18 protein-coding genes are annotated in these 17509 nt (G+C 57.0%); 11 read left to right on the top strand and 7 right to left on the bottom strand.

Going from position 1 to position 17509, the window contains the following annotated elements; genetic code table 11:
* Positions 1–37 precede the first annotated feature (37 nt).
* Both RCJ00_RS09885 and RCJ00_RS09880 read left to right on the top strand, forming a co-directional pair.
* Positions 38–1642 (top strand): DUF4331 domain-containing protein, encoded by a 1605-nt coding sequence (locus tag RCJ00_RS09885; RefSeq protein ID WP_316221691.1) that lies wholly within the window; start codon positions 38–40, stop codon positions 1640–1642.
* Positions 1643–1653: 11 nt separating this feature from the next.
* Positions 1654–1896, top strand: a complete 243-nt coding sequence (locus RCJ00_RS09880; RefSeq protein WP_316221689.1) for a hypothetical protein — start codon at positions 1654–1656, stop codon at positions 1894–1896.
* A gap of 61 nt (positions 1897–1957) precedes the next feature.
* Here the strand turns inward: RCJ00_RS09880 and RCJ00_RS09875 are convergent, their stop codons facing one another.
* A complete protein-coding gene (locus RCJ00_RS09875; RefSeq protein ID WP_316221688.1) occupies positions 1958–2800 on the bottom strand; it encodes a DUF4198 domain-containing protein in 843 nt (280 codons plus the stop codon).
* A 66-nt stretch (positions 2801–2866) separates the two neighbouring features.
* On the opposite strand from RCJ00_RS09875, the gene RCJ00_RS09870 reads away from it, so the two are divergent.
* Both RCJ00_RS09870 and RCJ00_RS09865 read left to right on the top strand, forming a co-directional pair.
* Positions 2867–3535, top strand: coding sequence for a HupE/UreJ family protein (locus RCJ00_RS09870; protein ID WP_316221686.1), 669 nt, complete (start codon positions 2867–2869; stop codon positions 3533–3535).
* Positions 3535–4032 carry a hypothetical protein gene (locus RCJ00_RS09865; RefSeq protein ID WP_316221685.1) on the top strand — a complete coding sequence of 166 codons (498 nt, stop codon included), beginning with the start codon at positions 3535–3537 and terminating at the stop codon, positions 4030–4032. The genes RCJ00_RS09870 and RCJ00_RS09865 overlap by 1 nt, the downstream gene beginning before the upstream one ends.
* A gap of 2 nt (positions 4033–4034) precedes the next feature.
* Here the strand turns inward: RCJ00_RS09865 and RCJ00_RS09860 are convergent, their stop codons facing one another.
* The 4 genes from RCJ00_RS09860 to RCJ00_RS09845 all read right to left on the bottom strand — a co-directional run bounded on the left by RCJ00_RS09860 (position 4035) and on the right by RCJ00_RS09845 (position 6844).
* The gene (locus RCJ00_RS09860) at positions 4035–4583 is read right to left on the bottom strand and encodes a cupin domain-containing protein (RefSeq protein WP_316221684.1); all 549 of its coding nucleotides are present in this window, start codon (positions 4581–4583) and stop codon (positions 4035–4037) included.
* Positions 4570–5178, bottom strand: coding sequence for an RNA polymerase sigma factor (locus RCJ00_RS09855; protein ID WP_316221683.1), 609 nt, complete (start codon positions 5176–5178; stop codon positions 4570–4572). Before RCJ00_RS09855 ends, RCJ00_RS09860 begins: the two co-directional genes overlap by 14 nt.
* Before the next feature lie 193 nt (positions 5179–5371).
* The gene (locus RCJ00_RS09850; RefSeq protein WP_316221682.1) at positions 5372–5689 is read right to left on the bottom strand and encodes a hypothetical protein; all 318 of its coding nucleotides are present in this window, start codon (positions 5687–5689) and stop codon (positions 5372–5374) included.
* 321 nt (positions 5690–6010) lie between these two features.
* Positions 6011–6844, bottom strand: a complete 834-nt coding sequence (locus RCJ00_RS09845) for an outer membrane protein (protein ID WP_316221680.1) — start codon at positions 6842–6844, stop codon at positions 6011–6013.
* A 491-nt stretch (positions 6845–7335) separates the two neighbouring features.
* Between RCJ00_RS09845 and RCJ00_RS09840 the strand changes: the two genes are divergently transcribed.
* From RCJ00_RS09840 to RCJ00_RS09830, 3 genes are all read left to right on the top strand, one after another.
* The gene (locus tag RCJ00_RS09840) at positions 7336–8484 is read left to right on the top strand and encodes a helix-turn-helix domain-containing protein (protein ID WP_316221678.1); all 1149 of its coding nucleotides are present in this window, start codon (positions 7336–7338) and stop codon (positions 8482–8484) included.
* 67 nt (positions 8485–8551) lie between these two features.
* Positions 8552–10249 carry a serine hydrolase gene (locus RCJ00_RS09835; RefSeq protein ID WP_316221677.1) on the top strand — a complete coding sequence of 566 codons (1698 nt, stop codon included), beginning with the start codon at positions 8552–8554 and terminating at the stop codon, positions 10247–10249.
* 101 nt (positions 10250–10350) lie between these two features.
* A complete protein-coding gene (locus RCJ00_RS09830) occupies positions 10351–10992 on the top strand; it encodes a TMEM175 family protein (RefSeq protein ID WP_316221676.1) in 642 nt (213 codons plus the stop codon).
* A gap of 253 nt (positions 10993–11245) precedes the next feature.
* On the opposite strand, the gene RCJ00_RS09825 is transcribed toward RCJ00_RS09830, so the two are convergent.
* The gene (locus tag RCJ00_RS09825) at positions 11246–11407 is read right to left on the bottom strand and encodes a hypothetical protein (RefSeq protein WP_316221675.1); all 162 of its coding nucleotides are present in this window, start codon (positions 11405–11407) and stop codon (positions 11246–11248) included.
* A 1-nt stretch (position 11408) separates the two neighbouring features.
* The gene (locus RCJ00_RS20665; protein WP_411267536.1) at positions 11409–11720 is read right to left on the bottom strand and encodes a DNA polymerase beta superfamily protein; all 312 of its coding nucleotides are present in this window, start codon (positions 11718–11720) and stop codon (positions 11409–11411) included.
* 108 nt (positions 11721–11828) lie between these two features.
* Between RCJ00_RS20665 and RCJ00_RS09820 the strand changes: the two genes are divergently transcribed.
* The 4 genes from RCJ00_RS09820 (at position 11829) to RCJ00_RS09805 (ending at position 17360) form a co-directional block, all read left to right on the top strand.
* A complete protein-coding gene (locus RCJ00_RS09820) occupies positions 11829–12566 on the top strand; it encodes a glycoside hydrolase family 16 protein (protein ID WP_316221674.1) in 738 nt (245 codons plus the stop codon).
* A gap of 109 nt (positions 12567–12675) precedes the next feature.
* The gene (locus tag RCJ00_RS09815; protein ID WP_316221673.1) at positions 12676–13269 is read left to right on the top strand and encodes an RNA polymerase sigma factor; all 594 of its coding nucleotides are present in this window, start codon (positions 12676–12678) and stop codon (positions 13267–13269) included.
* Complete coding sequence (locus RCJ00_RS09810; RefSeq protein WP_316221672.1) at positions 13262–14197, top strand: FecR family protein; 936 nt, start codon at positions 13262–13264, stop codon at positions 14195–14197. Before RCJ00_RS09815 ends, RCJ00_RS09810 begins: the two co-directional genes overlap by 8 nt.
* A 73-nt stretch (positions 14198–14270) precedes the next feature.
* The gene (locus RCJ00_RS09805) at positions 14271–17360 is read left to right on the top strand and encodes a TonB-dependent receptor (protein WP_316221671.1); all 3090 of its coding nucleotides are present in this window, start codon (positions 14271–14273) and stop codon (positions 17358–17360) included.
* The last annotated feature ends 149 nt before the right edge of the window (positions 17361–17509 follow it).

Here is a 17509-nt window from a genome sequence, read left to right as displayed (position 1 = left end):
CATGCAGTTTGATCGCACAGCGATCAGGAGGGTTTTCGTGAACATTCTGAAACGCGGTGGCATCGCCATCCTGACCACAACCAGTGTCATCAGCTTGATGGCAGGGACACTCCCCACCTACGCTTCCAGTCACCGTGAAGCGCCTGGCGTTACCAAATCACCCAAGGTCGACTCGACCGATTTCTACATGTTCCGCAGCTATGAGCCAGGCCGCGAAGGCTTTGTGACCCTCATCGCCAATTATCAGCCGCTGCAAGATCCGGGCGGTGGCCCGAACTATTTCACAATGGACCCGGACGCGGTCTATGAAATTCACGTCGATAATGTCGGCGATGCCAAGGAACACCTGACGTTCCAGTTCAAGTTCAGCAACGCACTGGCCAATGACAAAGGCATTCAACTGAACATTGGCGGCACCACCAATTCGATCGCGCTGCGCGATGCCGGCATGATCAGCCAAACGCCAACTGACCCGAACCTCGGTGAAAGTGAAAGCTATACCCTGACCTTGATTACCGGTGATCGCCGGCTTGGCACGCGCGCTGCGGTTACCAATGTCAGCGGTGGCGGCACCACGTTCGGCAAACCCTTTGACAATGCGGGCCGCAAAACCTTCCCTGACTACGCCACCTATGCCAGCAAGTTCATCTATAATGTGGCCATTCCCGGCTGCAGCACGGCCGGCCGCGTCTTCGTCGGCCAACGCGCCGAAGCCTTTGCCGTCAATCTCGGTTCGGTATTCGACCTGGTCAACTTCGTGCCTATCGAAGGTGACAGTGCGCCCGGCGCGCATGATGGCGGGGGTTTCCCCGGCGGTATTACCCAAAGCCGGGCGAATGACGAACTGGTCGGCAAGAAGAACGTCACCAGCATCGCACTGGAAGTGCCGATCTCGTGTCTGGTCGGTGCAGGAAATGGCGTTATTGGGGGGTGGCAAACGGCCAGCCTGCCCCAAGCCCGTCTCCTCGATCCCAGCGCCACCTATAAGCAACCGTCGGTGTCTGGTGGTGCCTATGTTCAGGTTTCCCGCCTCGGCATGCCGCTGGTCAATGAACTGGTCATCGGACTGCCGGACAAGGACAAGTTCAATGCGTCAGAGCCTTCTGGCGACGCACAGTTCGGCGCCTATGTCACTAATCCAACCTTCCCGGCGATCCTGAATCTGCTGTTCAAAGCACCGGTCAATGCGACGCTTCACACCAATATCGCTGACCTGGCGCCCAACAACTTTCCGCGTAACGATCTGGTTGCGGCTTTCTTGACCGGCGTGCCGACCTTGAACCAACTTAAAACCGTCACGGCTTCGGAAATGCTGCGCCTGAATACCGGCGTGGCCGTGACCCCACGCGCTACGCAAAAGAACCTGGGCGTTGCCGGCGACGATCTGGCCGGCTATCCCAATGGCCGCCGCCCGGGTGATGACACGGTGGATATTACCTTGCGCGTTGCCATGGGGGCGCTGTGTTACCCGGTACCGATCAACGGCACGCCAACCAACCTGGGTGTCTGTACACCGGCCAACGCCCCGGTCGGTAACGTGCCCTTCACCGATGGTGCGCCGATCTCTGCCACCGATCTGCAAAACGCCTTCCCGTATCTGAACACGCCGCTGCCGGGCTCACCGCTCAGCGAACACCGCTAAAGGAACCAGATATGAAAAAGCTGATCATGCTCTCTGTGGTCGTTGCCCTTGCCGCAGGTCTTAGTGCCTGTGGTGGAGACGGTGGCGGCAAAACGGTCGTTATCACACCTGGTGCGCCTGCCGATTCAAACACAAAATTTGGTGCCAAGTTCGCAGCGGATTTTAAGGCCGATCCGAATTCGGACCCGGCATCAGTCTCCGCCAGCGACGTAGTTCCGGTCGATCCTACCGCCAAACCATCGCCTGTAAACTAGCCCACCTAATGATAGAAAAAGGCCCGCCTCTAACCGAGGCGGGCCTTTTTCTATTGGATGACTAGGCCGGACTGAAACCTAGGGTCAAGCTGGAAAACATGGTTTCAAAATCCGCCTTCGGGTCGCTGATCGACCGCGTCCAGATAACGTTCAACTGCCAGAAGCCGTTCTTAGGCAAATGGAACGTAACGCGACCGCTGGCATCGGACAACATGGTTTCAACCGGACGTCCATCAAAATCGAGATTATTGAGGTTGACTTTCGCGCCGGCCAGCGGCTTGCCGTAGTAAAAGATGCGTACCGGCAGATCACCCTTGAACCCTGGCGCATAGGGATTGATCTCGGGAACGATTTCCAGAGACATGCCGATAGCCTTGCTGGCTATGGCGTCATCGGCTTTTGTGTAAGAACCGACCTGAATCAGTGCCTTGGCGCGACGGCTATAAACCTCACGGCCTGGCTGGTCGGTTTGCTTCAGGCGGGCACGCTGCGCAATGGCCGGCGTCAAACCCTCGACTTTGGCGTAGTCGTTGAAACGAATACTAGGCAATTCGCTGTATGTGCCGTTGGTCTCAAAAACGAGTAATTGCAGTCCCGTCTTCGGAAATGCCATCGTCGTATCGACATTGGCATCACCAAGGCGCAGTTCTTTGCGACGATCGACATGTCCGCTGTGGCTGAAGGAATCGAAGCGTGTCACACGGTCGGCCGTCATCAACGATGTTTGCCGCGCTGTGCCGTGGCCGACCTGCAAGGTCATGGTCGTTGTACCCGGCGCTTTCAGATTGAAGGTCTTGGGCTGTACCCAGAAATCATGCGCGGATGCAGGTAAGTAAACGGCCAGACTTGCCACAGCCGCCAGACACAGCCCCAGATAATTGCGTCTGGTTCGCCGAATTTTCATGATCCCTGTCATCTCTTCTCCTGCTTCGCGCGTATGTATCTCTGGATAGCCAGGACAGGAAACCGGATGTCATTGCTCACACCCCGCACACGTCCTTTGATCTATACGGACAAAGCGGGCTTCTGGTCGCATGTTGGTATAAATTTTCCTGTGCATCTTGCCGCAGCGATGGTCGTGACGCTGGCCGCCGTCGCCATGCCAGCAGACGCCCATGTCGGAACCGGGCTGGCCGGGGGCTTCGTATCGGGTTTCCTGCATCCCTTGACCGGCTGGGATCATTTGCTAGCCATGGTGTCGGTGGGACTGTGGGGCGCTATCCTGGGGCGGCCGCTCATTGTCGCCTTGCCAGTAATCTTCCCATCTATGATGGTGATCGGCGCCTTTCTGGGCATGCTCAACGCCCCTATGCCGCCGGTCGAAATCGGCATTGCCCTGTCGGTTCTTTTGCTCGGCGCGGTTATTGCCTTCGGTTACAAGGCGCCGTCCTGGATGGCCTGCATAATCGTCGCCATTTTTGCTCTGTTTCATGGCTTTGCTCACGGTAAGGAACTGCCATCCGCCGCCGATCCTGTCGGATATAGCACGGGTTTTGTGTTGAGCACCGGCCTGCTGCATGTCTGCGGCATCATCATCGGTCTTATCAATAGTCGTCCGAAAGGCCGCTGGGTGGTCAAGGGACTGGGCGCCGCCATAACCCTCGCCGGCTGCGTATTCATGGCCCAGGCGGTGATGTAATGCGCACGGCCGCTCTCCCCGACGCTTTGCTGGCAGCGGCTATCGGACTGGCCTTGAGCTACGCCCACCCGAAAGTGGCACGTCAAAGCGCCATGACCATGATCGTGACCGCCCTGACGACCGCCTTCGTACCGATGACGGGTATGTCCGATGATCTGGCTTTCAACGGTTGCTGGGCCAGCATTATAATTGCTGCTGCCGCCGTGCATGTTCCGGTCGGCTGGTTATCCGAAATGCAAATGTCATGGCTGTGGCGTGTGTTGGCGTTCAATGCCGGCTTGTGGGCCGGACTGGTAACCCATGTCGAAGGCGGCGCCCCGGCGGTGATTGTTGGGCTGCCCCTGGCTTTGCTATTCATCCCCGGTCAGATCTTCGTCAAACGCAACTGGGGAATTGCCATCAAGGTGGCATGCAGCTGGCTGATCGCTATCGCCGTGCTCGAAGTCGGGCTCAACCTGGTGCCAACACCGGGCTACACACCTGACCACATGGACTGATATCAAGCCTGGATTTGCAGATCGCCGCGAATATAGACGACGGCGCCGTGGCGGCTGAAGAGAGGTCCATGTCGCGACCCGGGCAAGGCGACATGCAGATCACCCGGCCGAATAATAACGCCGGCGATATCGATTTCGCCTTCGATGACCAGACATTCTTCGATGAGCGCGTGACCGTGATTGTCGACGCTGGCGCCAGCCGCAACCTTGTACAGGACGCCGCTTGTCGCCGTCGCCTTGTCAACGAACAGGATCTTGCGTTCGACGCCAGGTATGAATGGCTCCCAGGCCATATTGGAACCGCGCACGGTATCGGTCTCTGGCGCTGTTTCGATATCAGTAATGGACTGCTCAATACGGGCCCATACGGATGATGAAGGGGCCATCGGCAGCAAGGTCATATCCAGCCGGGTGAATATCTCGTCGTAAAATGCAACTTTTGACGCAAAATCCGGATCGCCATCCAGCCGAAGTTCTGCCGTGGTGACTTCGATCAGATCGGCTACGCCGAGGGCGTAACGGACCGCCAGGAAGTCATCAGGTTCGCTCATATTCGTCTAAAGCGTCTTTCAACTGCGCCAGGCCACGGCGGACCCAGCTCTTGGCGGTACCCACCGGCACCTTCAACTCGGCGGCTAACTCTTCATGAGTAAAGCCAAACTTGTAACATAGTTCTAAAGCCCGGTTAACATCCGGTTTTAGAGTCATCATGCAATGGCGTACCGCCATATGAACTTCGGTGTCGTTCCAGCCAGTATATATATCCGATTGTGGCTCCAACGTGGCTACATCTTCGGTCAGCCCAATAACCTCCCTGTAGGATATGCGTAACCGGTCGATCGCTTTGCGGCGAGTCATCGAAAATAGCCAGGCTTCGGCATTGCCGCGGCGTGCATCGAATTGGTGCGCCTTACACCACACCGTGACGAACACGTCCTGAAGCAAGTCTTCGGCAACTTCCCGCCTTCTGACCATACGCAGCAAAACGGAAAACAGACGCGCGGAAATCAGATCGTAGAGTGATTTCAAGGCCGGTTTGTCGCCGTTGGCGACGCGCTCAAGCAGGAAGTTGAGATTGACGAGTTCAACCACGCGGACACGCGGTTTCGGCGGGGAGACAACTGCTGGTTCCAGTACGCTGATCATTCCCGACCTCCCGACTTGCAAGCGCCATTTCCGTTGCCGCAGCATAAGGATTCAATGTGGGGGCACTGAGCTTTGAATTGCGCGACAATGTCATGATTATAAAAACTCGATAAAACGCGAACAGATTCAACACACAACGAAAAACGCCGTTATTTACAGCAACGCACTTTGTTGCGCGTTTTGGATGTAGCGCTCAAGGTAACGCGGAAAGAAAGGTTGCCGAATACAGATGACTGTCAATTCTTGCCGCTAATGCTGCAAGGTCGTCATAACTCAAGCCCATATTTCCGCTGGCCAAACTAACGACATGACAGATACGCAAAAACACGCGGACAGGATTTGCCGCGCGCGATAATTTTTTCATTATTTTCCAAAAGTTTACGCTGGCGTAACGCTGCCCGCGTGCTGTGGTTGTCTCAAGGTCAGCCCAGTGGAATACGCAGCGCATCCGAACCGTACGTGGCTCGAAGGTGTGGAAGGATGCGCTGCCGGCATTCGAGAAATCGCCCATCTCCAGGCCGAGTAAGAACTACCGATTGACATTGGTATTTCCGGAACGGTGTGCCTGCCACGACATCGACAACTCACCTGGCCGCGTAAGATTAAGATCTGTGAACTTGGCAAACGATACCATGGCCTCGCTGACGGATTCGGCAACGCCGATATCATTGCGTCGTTTGCCGAAGACGAAGATCTCGGTTGCCTAAAGCCAAGACCGGGAGGCATGATTTCTTCGCTCCTCACCCAAGCCTATGCCGACACCCTCAGGCACGGGAGTAGGCTCAGCCACAGTAACCAACGGGTGCGAGTCGGTTTCATTATCTCAATCTGATTACATGCCGCCAAAGCGGTAGGTCACGGTGACTACCAAGGCGTCGTTCTCAAACTTGTTATCGGTGCGCTTCATATCAGTGCCCATCGTATTGGCAATCAGGAACGGGTTGGAAGCGAACGTGTTGGCACTGGGGCCGGCGCGCACAACTACGCCGTCATCATTCAGCGACGTATGCAGATACTCGACGCCCAGCAACCAGCGACTATTGATGTGGGTCTCGACACCTAATCCAACCTGATAGCCCTTGCCATCATCGCCATCTGTCGCTTTGAAACTGTTCAGCGTGTTGGTGGTGGCAAAGGTCCGGTCGATATCGGCCCAGGCATAGCCAGCAGTGGTATAAAACAGATACTTATTATAGGCATACCCGATGCGCCCTCGCACAGCTATCAACGAGTCAATCTCACGCGTGAAGGTATAGGCCGCAGGCGTGGTCGAAAAGCCGGTAACGCTGTCGCTCAGGTCAATGCTGGCGATCTCGGCCAGCACACCATATACCCATTGACCGCCTTGCCAATCATAACCGACACGCACGCCAAAGCCAACCTGGCTGTCTTCTTTTCGGCAACCATCGACCGGCGTGGCTCCCTGCGGCTTGCCATCGCAGAAACCTGGCGAAAAGGCATTCACCCCACCGGCTGTGTTGACAGTATCGCCGTACTTTCCGTCCAGGTTGGCATCAAATGTCAGGGTTTCATCATGGCCTGGCAAGCGTGTCGAATTTACATATCCACCAATATAGGGACCGCTCCAATTCTGGGCAAAGGCAGTCGAACCTGCGCCGGCAAGACCAACCGTGATAAACACAGCTGCCAGATATTTCTTTGTCATGTGAATCCTTTTGGGCCGTAATGTCGGGTGCATAACTCAGCGTACTGTAGACGCTACGGGCGAACTCAGGATTCAGATGCGCTCGGAGTGGATATAGTGAACCTGCCTCACCACCCGCGAACGCCACGCCGTGATCGCTGCGTACCCACGACCTGCTTTGATAGCGAGGGGCGCAAATTGCAGGCAAAATGGGAATACAAAAACGCCCTAAGAAATGCCTATTGCACCCTGCTGATATCGCCTGACAGGTGCCGACATCCTACACGCCACACACCCGGACCGCGGGAGCCAACACTGTTTCCAACGACTACGAAAAACTCTTGACGAGTTATGGCTTTGTCATATCCATGTCGGAAAGGGCAATTGTTGTCACATGGTCGAGACCGTATTCAAACCCTGAAATTCGACTTGTTAGCGGACGGTGTACAAGACCCTAACCCAAATCATTCTCCACTCTCCGTGCAAGTCCAATTGAACATTCAGGATTTAGAATGACGCTCGAGACAATAATCAATGGCTTGGGCCTTGTATCGACGTGCGTCTGCTTGTTGCTGGTGGCCTTCCTCCTTTCCGCAAAATCGAAAATCCGAACCGCCAACTTGTTTTTGGCCGGCTTTCTTTTCCTTACAGCGATCGATCTGAGCAGTTGGTTCACCTACGTGATCGTGCCGCTTCCGGCGCCGTATCGCATGCTGCGTACTACGCTTGGTTTTTTGCAGATGCCTCTGTTTCTTGGGTATTTTGCATCTGTGTCCTTCGGCGACCTCAAACCCCGAGCCGGCTGGTCTCTGCATCTTTTACCTTTTATTCTGGCGACACTTTTGTTGCTTCCGCGCGTTTACCTCGGGCTTTGGGGAGGCACACCGGCACCAATTAGCCGGAGTTCCGAGTTCCTCGTGATCGAGATTGGCCTAGAAGCGCAGTACTACGCTTATGCAATCGGGGTCGCCCTAATGTTACAGCGATTTCGAGCCCTGTTCCTTGAGCGCTATTCCGGCGCACAGTCACAGACCATTGTCTGGCTCACGCAGCTCTTGGCCGTTTCGTTCGCCGCCCATTCGCTGGTGGCGGTGAAGACCTACATGATCTTGGATAACTTTGGAGACAAGGTTCTTATTTTAGAATGGATCGTGGCGGGAACTGCGCTTTCAGTGACCGTCTGGATAACCCTAAAGGCCCTTAGGCATCCTGACCTTTTCCGAGGCATTGACGGGCGGCTCAAGCGCGTTGCGCAACTCCCAGACGCGATGATGGACACGGCGGACGAGGACATGCGGCGGTTGAAGGCGTTCATGGAAAAAGAGGCGCCGTATGTCGACCCGGACCTTAGCCTGGAGATGCTTGCTAAAAAGCTGCAGGTTTCTCCTAGAAACCTTTCAGTCCTCATCAACCATCATATGGCGACCCACTTTTTCGACTTCATCAATAGCTTTAGGATCGCACGCGCTAAGGCGCTCCTGCGCACACCGGCCGCACGCTCAAACCTGACATTTGTGATGCTGGAGTCAGGGTTCAATTCCAAGTCGTCATTCAATACCGCCTTCAGGAAGCATGCCGGAATGACGCCTAGCCAATATCGCAAGCTCCAAACAGAAATCTCACCCGAAACAAGCGTCGAAAAAAAACGACCGACTTCATGAACTCGGTCGCACGATCCTTACAACAGAATTAGTGGCGAGTACCCACCACTACAAAAGGATCACTAGCATGCTGACATCCACACGCCGTACGGCGCTCTTTGGCGCATTGGCAGGAACGGGGTTTCTTGCGGCTCGCCCATCGTCTTCGAAAACACCGCTGGTACGATCAAGCGGCCCCCAATCGGACGCGATGGCTCAGCTGATGGCGCGATGGACCAGGCCAGGCAAGCCTGGTGCCGCGATTACAGTTTCTTTGGAGGGCGCGTGCGTCTTTTCAGAGGGCTTCGGCGCTGCCGACCTTGAGAACATCGCCCCTGTTACACCAAAAACAGTGTTCCATGTGGCATCACTATCGAAGCAGTTCACGGCCTATGCCGCATTGATTCTGACGGCGGAAGGCAAGCTTTCGCTGGATGAGAAGGTCCTCAAATACCTGCCCGAGGTGAGGGGCGCGGCGCGTGACCTCACGTTGCGCCATCTACTGCATCACAGCGGTGGCCTTCGTGATGCGTACACCCTGTTGGAGGCAGGCGGTTGGCGTAGCGACGACGCAGTGACTGACGAGCAATTGCGGCGCATGGTGTACCGGCAAAGCGGGTTGAACTTCAAACCAGGTGACCGTTTCCAGTACAATAATAGTGGCTACTTCCTGCTCGCACAGATCGTTGCGCGGGTCTCGGCACAGCCCTTTCCCGACTTCTGCCTTGAGCGTATTTTCATCCCGCTTGGTATGACCGACACCCGGTTCAACGACGACAACCAGCGAATTGTCACGGGTCGTGCCAATTCGTATTTTTCGAACGGAGAGGGTTTTGAACGTGCCATTCTGAATTCCATGGCGCTTGGGCCGACCGGCCTTTTGACAACTAGCGAAGACCTATGCCGTTGGGCCGTCGCATTTGAGGGTAAACCCGGCCAGACCTGTGCGATGAAGGCAATGCATGAGCAACTGGTGCTCAGCGATGGTACCAAACATTTTTACGCGATGGGACAGGAGCGGCACCTTTACAACGGTCTGGACACGTGGAGCCACGGGGGACGGGACGCGGGCTTTCGCGCCTTCCTGTTACGTGTTCCGGATCAACGGTTCTCAGTCGCGGTCCTCAGCAACACCTCGGCCTTTGACGCTTCTCGTATAGCCTTTGCGGTGGCCGACATCTATCTGGTCGATAAGCCGGGCTTTGTGCGTCCAGTTGCCGAGCAGGGCGAGCCTGATGCAGCGCGTTTGCAGCGGTATGCCGGTGCCTACGAACTTTTTCCGGGACTAATCATGCTACTGGCGACTGACGGAAAGACGCTTTCTACGACCTGGCTAGGAGACAGCCATACTCGTCCGTTGAAAGCACTGTCACCGACAACGTTTCTTTTTGATCCAGAGGCCAACATCACGCTTGAATTCGATCCGGCCGAACCCGGCATACCGAACGGACTCAAGTATCGCATAAGCCGTAACGGCGTGCTCGATGTTCGACGTTTGGACCTGACTGAGTTTGACGCTGCATCATTAGATTTATCCAGCTATGTCGGACTTTATCGCTCCGCTGACCTCGCTACGGAATACGAGTTGCTTCTCGATGGAGGACGGCTGGTGGCGCGTCACCAGCGCCTATCCGATATTGCGCTTTACCCTTATCAAACTGACCTGATGCATTCATTCAAGGCCGTTTTTGGCCGTCTAGCGTTCCAGCGTAATATGGCGGGTAAGATCACGGGCTTCAACATGTCGGGGGCTGTTGCGGAAGACCTATGGTTTGAGCGCGTCTAGAGCATATGTCGATCAAATTTTCGAGGGCGTCGTTCGATGCTGACGCCTTGACAGACAAAGCCAACTCAGGCTGATTTTACCTCTCAGTAAAGGGACACCGCATGAACGAGCACGACACACCGGAAAAGAATTACGATCTCGAACGCCTGCTATTCTTTTCCGACGGAGTCTTCGCTATCGCCATTACGCTGCTTGTCATCGAAATGCGTCCTCCCGAACACTGGGATGGGACATGGAATGGACTTTTGATGCACATCCTCGGTAAGCTAATATTTTATATTATCAGCTTCTTCTCGCTGGGCCTCTTCTGGATGGCGCACCGCTTCATCTTCCGTTACACGCAGAAATTCGACGAGGTCACAGCCTTTCTGAATCTGATCTTCCTGTGCCTAATCGGCTTGATGCCCTTCGTCAACGCCATGGCCAGCGAACATGGCATGCCATCGGTCGTGTTGCAGATGTATCTGGGCGAAATGGCCGCAGTTTCACTGACCACCGGCTTGATGTGGTTTTACATTGCCTTCATCGCCCGACTGGCCAATCCGCGCTTAACCACCGGCTTCAAATGGTATGCGACCGCGCGCCTTACCCTCATGCCCCTGCTGATCGCCAGTGGTTCGCTATGGATCGGGATGCAATTTGGTATTTTGCCGTCCATCGCATTCCTGATCGTGGCCTTCTTCGTCACCAACCGATTGCACCTGCACCCGTTCGAACCAGACAAAGCCAAGCCGGCAGCATAGACATTACTTTCCTTTCGGCCAGACTATAATCGGGAGGCGCTGGCGTAGTGTGCCCGTGGCACGACCGGGTAATGTAGTCCCAGCACAATCACTCTTCCCGACAGGACAGCTGTCATCCATCTCAACGATCAATTCGACTGGCTTGCCGGCCTTGAAAGCGGGCTGGTGAGATCGATGATGTGCAATTTCTATTAACGACAACCCCGGCAGAGACCGCAGTTGAGCCTTTAAGCACCGATGAACCCGATTAATTTCAATATAAATTAGAAAGCAGCCAATCTGCCCGCTCGATGCTGTCCCGCCCAACATCGATTTGGCTGGGGCTGCCGGCCTTTTGATTCAGTGCTTCAGCAATCAGCTTGTCGAGAACCGGTCGTCTTTCAATCAAATCACTCTCGCCGCCAATGTATTTCATCTCAAATAATTTGGATAAAACGGACGCGAGCGGCTTCTCTACGTCCCCGCAACGAAGCAACATCCATCCGCGGCAAGCCGTTGTCTTTTGATAGCCACCGCAGCATCAGGACCGGCCTCAGCGCATAGCAATATCGTTTCACCTGTACGTGCGCGGGGTCGGTCTCTACTGCGAGGCATGGAACAAGATCGTCGATCAGCCCTGGCGCATCATGTCGATCGGCACACAACAATGGGCCATTGAGTTCTAAGCCGCGCCGGCTGGTATGAGACGGCTGCCGGCAAGTAACGACTGCCGCGTCGCTCACGGGCATGCCTGCTAGATAAATCCCTTCCCAAGCGACGGAAATGGCAATCACAATCCTCTATACCGTTGAGGCCGTTCGCAGGGCTCGCCTATTTCGCAACTGGGGAGAGGTAGTATGAATTTCACAAAGACCGTATGCGGCTGGGCGCTGGCCGCCGCGCCGCTGTTATTATGCGGTGGGGCCGCGTCCGCCGCAACATTGCAATTCGCAGGGCATACCTGGACAATTCGCCCGGACGGGGTGGGTGGCCCGAGGGACAACACTTGGTGCCAGGCGAACGCCTTCGTGGACGCGTCCGGCTACCTTCATCTAAAGCTGACGCAGACCGCGACCGGCTGGTGTTCGGCGCAGGTGTCTTCGACGGACCGCATGGGCTTCGGAACCTATCAGTGGGAACTAAACACACGGGTCGACACGCTCGACAAGAATGTTGTCTTCGGCTTGTTTCACTATCCGACTGCCGACGTTGGGCAGGACGGCACAAACGAGATCGACATCGAATTTACGCGATGGGGTAATGCGTCAGCCAACGGACTGAACTACACCGCCTTCCCGACAACGACCTCGGTGGCCCTGACCACCCAGAACTTTCCTATATCCATGAGCGGAGACTACAGCACCCATCGTTACGTCTGGGGGGCCAGGTCTATTCATTTCCAAGGGACGAACGGTCACTACGACACCAACCCTCTGCCCATCGCCGACTGGACTTACGCGCCCTCCGACTATACGACGCGGATAAGCCAGTCGCCAATGCCGGTCTACATGAACCTCTGGATCACGGCGCCTCCATCAGACGGAAACCCAGTCGAGATGATCATATCGAGCTTTAAGTTTACGCCGGCGCCTTAAAGGCCTTGGTCCGTCGGATCGAAAAAAATTCGGCGCCGTGACGGAATCGGCGGCGCCGATCCTCTATGCTGTCGACGCGGCCCTAATTACTGGCCGGCAGGAGTGCGATTTGGCGCAGACGCGTAGCGATATTGGCGTTTGGGTGGGAAGCAATATTGTTCCCCATGAGGCGCACCTGCGCGCCTGGTTGCGCGGCATGTCACTGTCGGAGGACGACATCGGCGACATCGTCCAAGACGCCTATGTGGCCATCGCGCGCCTGTCCAGCGTCGATCATATACTCAACGGCAAGGCCTATCTTTTCCAGACGGCCAAGTCTGTACTCATCCACAATATCCGGCGGGCGCGTATCGTGCCGATCGGCCAGTTGACGGAATTGCAGACCTTGGGCCTGAGCGACGACAACCCTGATGCAGAACGGCAACTGAGCGCGCGTCAGGAGCTGGCCCGCGTCCAGGCGATCATTGCCGGCCTGCCCGATAGGTGCCGCTCTATCTTCGAGATGCGGCGTATCCAGGGGCTGCCGCAAAAAGAAATCGCCCGCCGTTTGGGCGTAAGCGAAAACGTAGTAGAGATGCATTCTGTACGAGGGTTGAAGATGATCCTCAAGGCGCTGGAAACGGACGGGACCGCAGCTGTCCGAGGACGGCGTCGTGGAACGGAGACTCGCGGTGACAATGCCAGAGGGCCCACAAATGCTTAGCGCGCCGGAAAAGGATGCGGAATACTGGGCTATTCGCCTGGAGAACGGCCCTCTCGACGCGAGCGAGGAGGCCGAGTTCGACGCATGGCTGGAGGTGGATGAGCGCCGCTCCGGCGCGCTCCTTCGTGCTCAGGGCGCCCTCGCCTATCTCAATCGTGGCAGAGCCCTCCATTCTGCCCATGCCCGCCAGCACCGGCCCGTCGTCACCCGCCGTGGCATCCTGGCTTTTGTCGGCGGCGGCATAGCTGCCGCGACAGCAGGTGCCTTTCTCTTGTTCGACAGGACACAGTCGTTTACGACCCGGATCGGCGAGGTCCGCCAGGTTGCGCTGTCGGACGGGTCGACAGCAACTCTCAACACCGATAGCCGCCTTCTGGTCGATTTCCATGGCCGCGAACGGCGTATCGCCCTGGCGTCGGGTGAAGCTTGGTTCCAGGTCGCCCATGACCGCACGCGGCCCTTCATCGTTGAGACCGGCAAGGTACGCGTGCGTGCCGTCGGCACGGCATTCTCAGTCCGCCTGCGCAACGGCAGTGCCGACGTGCTCGTCACCGAAGGCGTCGTCGAAACCTGGATCGAGGGCCATGAGGCTGAAAAGGTACGGTTCGCCGCTGGCTGCCGGGCGCAGGTTACCGACGGTAGTGGCGGGGTGGTGACCGCGCCTGACCCGGCCAGGGTTGGCCGGGCGCTGTCGTGGCGCGGCGGCCAGTTGGCGCTTGACGGCGAAACTGTGGACTTTGCCGTCGAAGAGATTAATCGTTACAACAGAAAGAAGATCATCGTCGATTCTCCCCGGCTCGGGCACGAGCCCCTGGTTGGGTATTTCCGTACTAACGAGCCCGAAAAGTTCAGCTCAGCGGTAGCCGCCTTGACCAATGCCCATGTCATCGATGATGGTACGCAAATTCACCTGGTCAGCGCTGATTGACCTCTCACGAAGCGACAAGGCAGTGACAGATAACGCAGGCTGGGCAAGACACATATCGGCGGGCAGTTAACTCATGGCGTACAGGGGGGCTTTGCGGATAGATGGATGGCGTCCCTACCTTCTCGCCTCGGTGACGGTCGCCGCCTTGTTGGCCGTCAAGACTCCAGCGTGGGCACAGGCGCCTTCCTACGCCTTTAGCGTCGCCGCCCGGCCGGCCCGACAGGCGATCCCCGAATTCGCCAGGCAGGCGGGCGTGCAGATCATCGCCAATGCCAACGATGTCGAGACCGCTCGGCTCAACGCGGTCACCGGCCGGCACAGTGTCTCCGAAGGGCTCGACGTCCTGCTGCGGGGTACCGGACTAGAAGCGGTCGGGTCCGCACCAGACATCATAGTCATCCGCCGCAGCACTTTGCCAAGCCCAGCCGTGGCCGAGCCGGAACCGGTTATTATCGTATCGGTCCAAAAACGCCGCGAACCATTGCAAAGCGTCCCCGCCTCCGTCCAGGTCGTGGCCGGCAGTCGTATCGACGATCATGCCGCGAATACCTTCAAGGACATCATCCAGCTTATGTCGGGCGTGACGGTTCGCGAACATTCTGACCCGCGAAATGTCGGGCTCATCGTGCGCGGGGTGGGCTCGAACCAGTCCTTCACCGGCATCGAGCCTGACGCTGCCGTCAATGTAGACGGCGAGGTCATGTCGCGCAGCTCGGTCCTATATAACGACAGCAACGACATCGATTCGGTCGCCATCCTCAAGGGCCCACAGGGCACACTGTTTGGCAAGAATTCTGTCGCCGGCGTCCTGCAGATAAAAACCCGGCGCCCCTCGCTGAGCGAAAACAACGGGACCTTCCGGCTTATGGCCGACCAGGGCACGACCGAACTTTTAGGCCAGGTTAACAGCGCATTCACCTACAACCAAGTGCTTGACCGGGACTCGGCGATCCGTCTCAACCTGTTTGGCAAACGCGATTCCGGCTGGGTTAAAAATGTTACCGGCGGGCCGAACGGCGGTTCGGGCAACGGCTCGGGCGCCCGCCTCCAGTATCTGCGCCGGTTCGGCGAAGACACAGACCTCCTGCTGCGCGGTGACTTCCAGACGTCGCGCTTCGGCCCGAGCACGCGCGTCTACCTGCAACGCGACGATTTCGTCGTCGGCAACGGCTTCGGGCAAATTCCACAGTCGGCAATCGACTCGCTCAATCTGTCGCCTGCGGCGCTGCGCGCCCTGCTGACGACCAGCCTGCACCGCCTGTCGCAAACCCCTGCCGGGCCCGACAATCACGAAACGTCGGCGTCAGGCACGCGCGACTACGGCGGCACCCACTCGCTCGGCCTATCGGGCGATGTCGTCCATCGCTTCGATGGCTATGAAATCGACTGGTCGGCCTTCTATCGCGACGAGACTCTGACCAGCAATGACGACAGTCTCGCCACTTGGGTCAATGCCTTTCCGTTGAACTTTTCCGGCCCTGTGCGCAGCCGAACCTATCAGTCCGAGTTGCGCATCATCTCACCCATCGGACCGCGCTTCGACTATGTCGCGGGCCTATTTTACCTGCACTCGAAAATCCATCGCAACCAGCGCGTCCTGGCCTGCCAGGATCCTGGACTCGACAATTCGACGATTGACTCCGATGGCAATGTCGTCACGTGTGGCGGCTACACCTTCGGATGGGGGATTAGCAATCCGGGTGTGACAGGTCTCGACGACCTGATCTACAACCGTGAAATTCGAAACAACGACTTGGTCACCGACAATGCAGCCATGTTCGCGCAAGGTAATCTGCACCTTAACCCGCGTTGGACGCTGACGCTCGGCGGGCGGCTTCTTGACGAAAGACAGCGCTTCAGCTTGGAAACGCGCGACGACGGCCAGCCCAATATCGATACGCGGCCGAACCTGCTGTGGATCTACGACGCTGCCGGCAACCGCATCGACATCGGCGGTAGCCGCATCGTCGTAGCAAATCCGTTCTACGGCATAGTCAGCCCCAATCCGGCAGTGAATGGCGACATCCGCGATCCAAATGCCCCGTTTACGCGTGCGGTCAAGAGCCACCACGACAACGCCTTCACCTACAAGGCCGCCCTGCTCTACCGGCCGACTCCGTCGGTAATGACATATGTCAACTATTCGACCGGATACAAGGGGGTGGCCTGGTTCACCGATTCCGATGTCAACCAAGCCATGCTGGACAGTCACTATCCGATCCCGCCGGAGACGTCGAAGAATTTCGAGCTGGGCCTGCGCGCCCAGGTCTTTAATCGACGGCTGACTGTCAATGCCACCCTGTTCGACACCACCTTTCACCACTATCAGGACCGGCTGATGACGCTCGACTACAGCGTTTGGCCGATCATCAATGGCGGCCTGCAAAACATCGCCAACGACCCGGCCGCCTCAGGTCAGCCCATACGCACATATGCGATCGTCGACGCCGGCAATCTGACCACCAAGGGGCTGGATCTCGACATCGACTGGAAGATATCGGACCATTGGCGCGCCACTACCCATTACAGCCATGTTGATGCGCGTTTCGGCAAAACCAACGTCCTGATCACCTGCAGCGCCGCGACGCGCAACGGCGCCGACGTGTCGACCTGCACGACGCCAATCAATTACGGCGAGTTCTTCGACTACACCTTTCCGCGCCGCGGACAGTTCTTTTCCCTGAATGGCGCGGAACTGGCGAACGCGCCCAATGACACGGTCACGACGGACCTGGAGTACGGCTTTGCGGTCGCCGACTGGCGCGCGTCGGCGCGCTGGAACTACCGCTTTACGTCCGAGCAATATACCAATCACGGCGGCAAGGCGAACAACGACGCCTCCACCACCACCCCGGCCTACGGCCTGCATAACCTTTTCCTGGGCGTCAATTCGCCGAACGGCAAATACCGCTTTACCCTATTCGTCAAGAACGTCTTCGATAAGCACTACTACGTCTACAAGACCAATTACGGAGACGGGCTCAACGAACAGGCTGTCGGCGGGTCGTTGACGACAGTGCCGCAGCTGGTCGGCATCGCCCAGGCCTATCCAACCTACGGAGCCACGCCCAACGGCAAATTCTTCCGTCAGCGCGCCGAAAACGGCAATGTGCTGCGGGATTTCAGCCGTTATGTCGGCGCTACATTCGAGATGACGTTCTAAATAGAACCAATTTTATACCTTTATAAAACCAATCAAAAAAATTGCGCCCAATGTGACGGAACCATGACCGTCGCGCCTCTATTGTTCCGGAAGCGACACACGCTTCGGGGACGTTGGGGCGTCACGCTTCGGGGCAGCCCGAAATCACG

The sequence above is a fragment of the Asticcacaulis aquihabitans genome (genome assembly GCF_032490435.1).
Classification (GTDB): Bacteria; Pseudomonadota; Alphaproteobacteria; order Caulobacterales; family Caulobacteraceae; genus Asticcacaulis.
The sequence above is the reverse complement of the archived record's forward strand: the minus strand, read 5'-3'. Positions and strand labels throughout refer to the sequence as shown.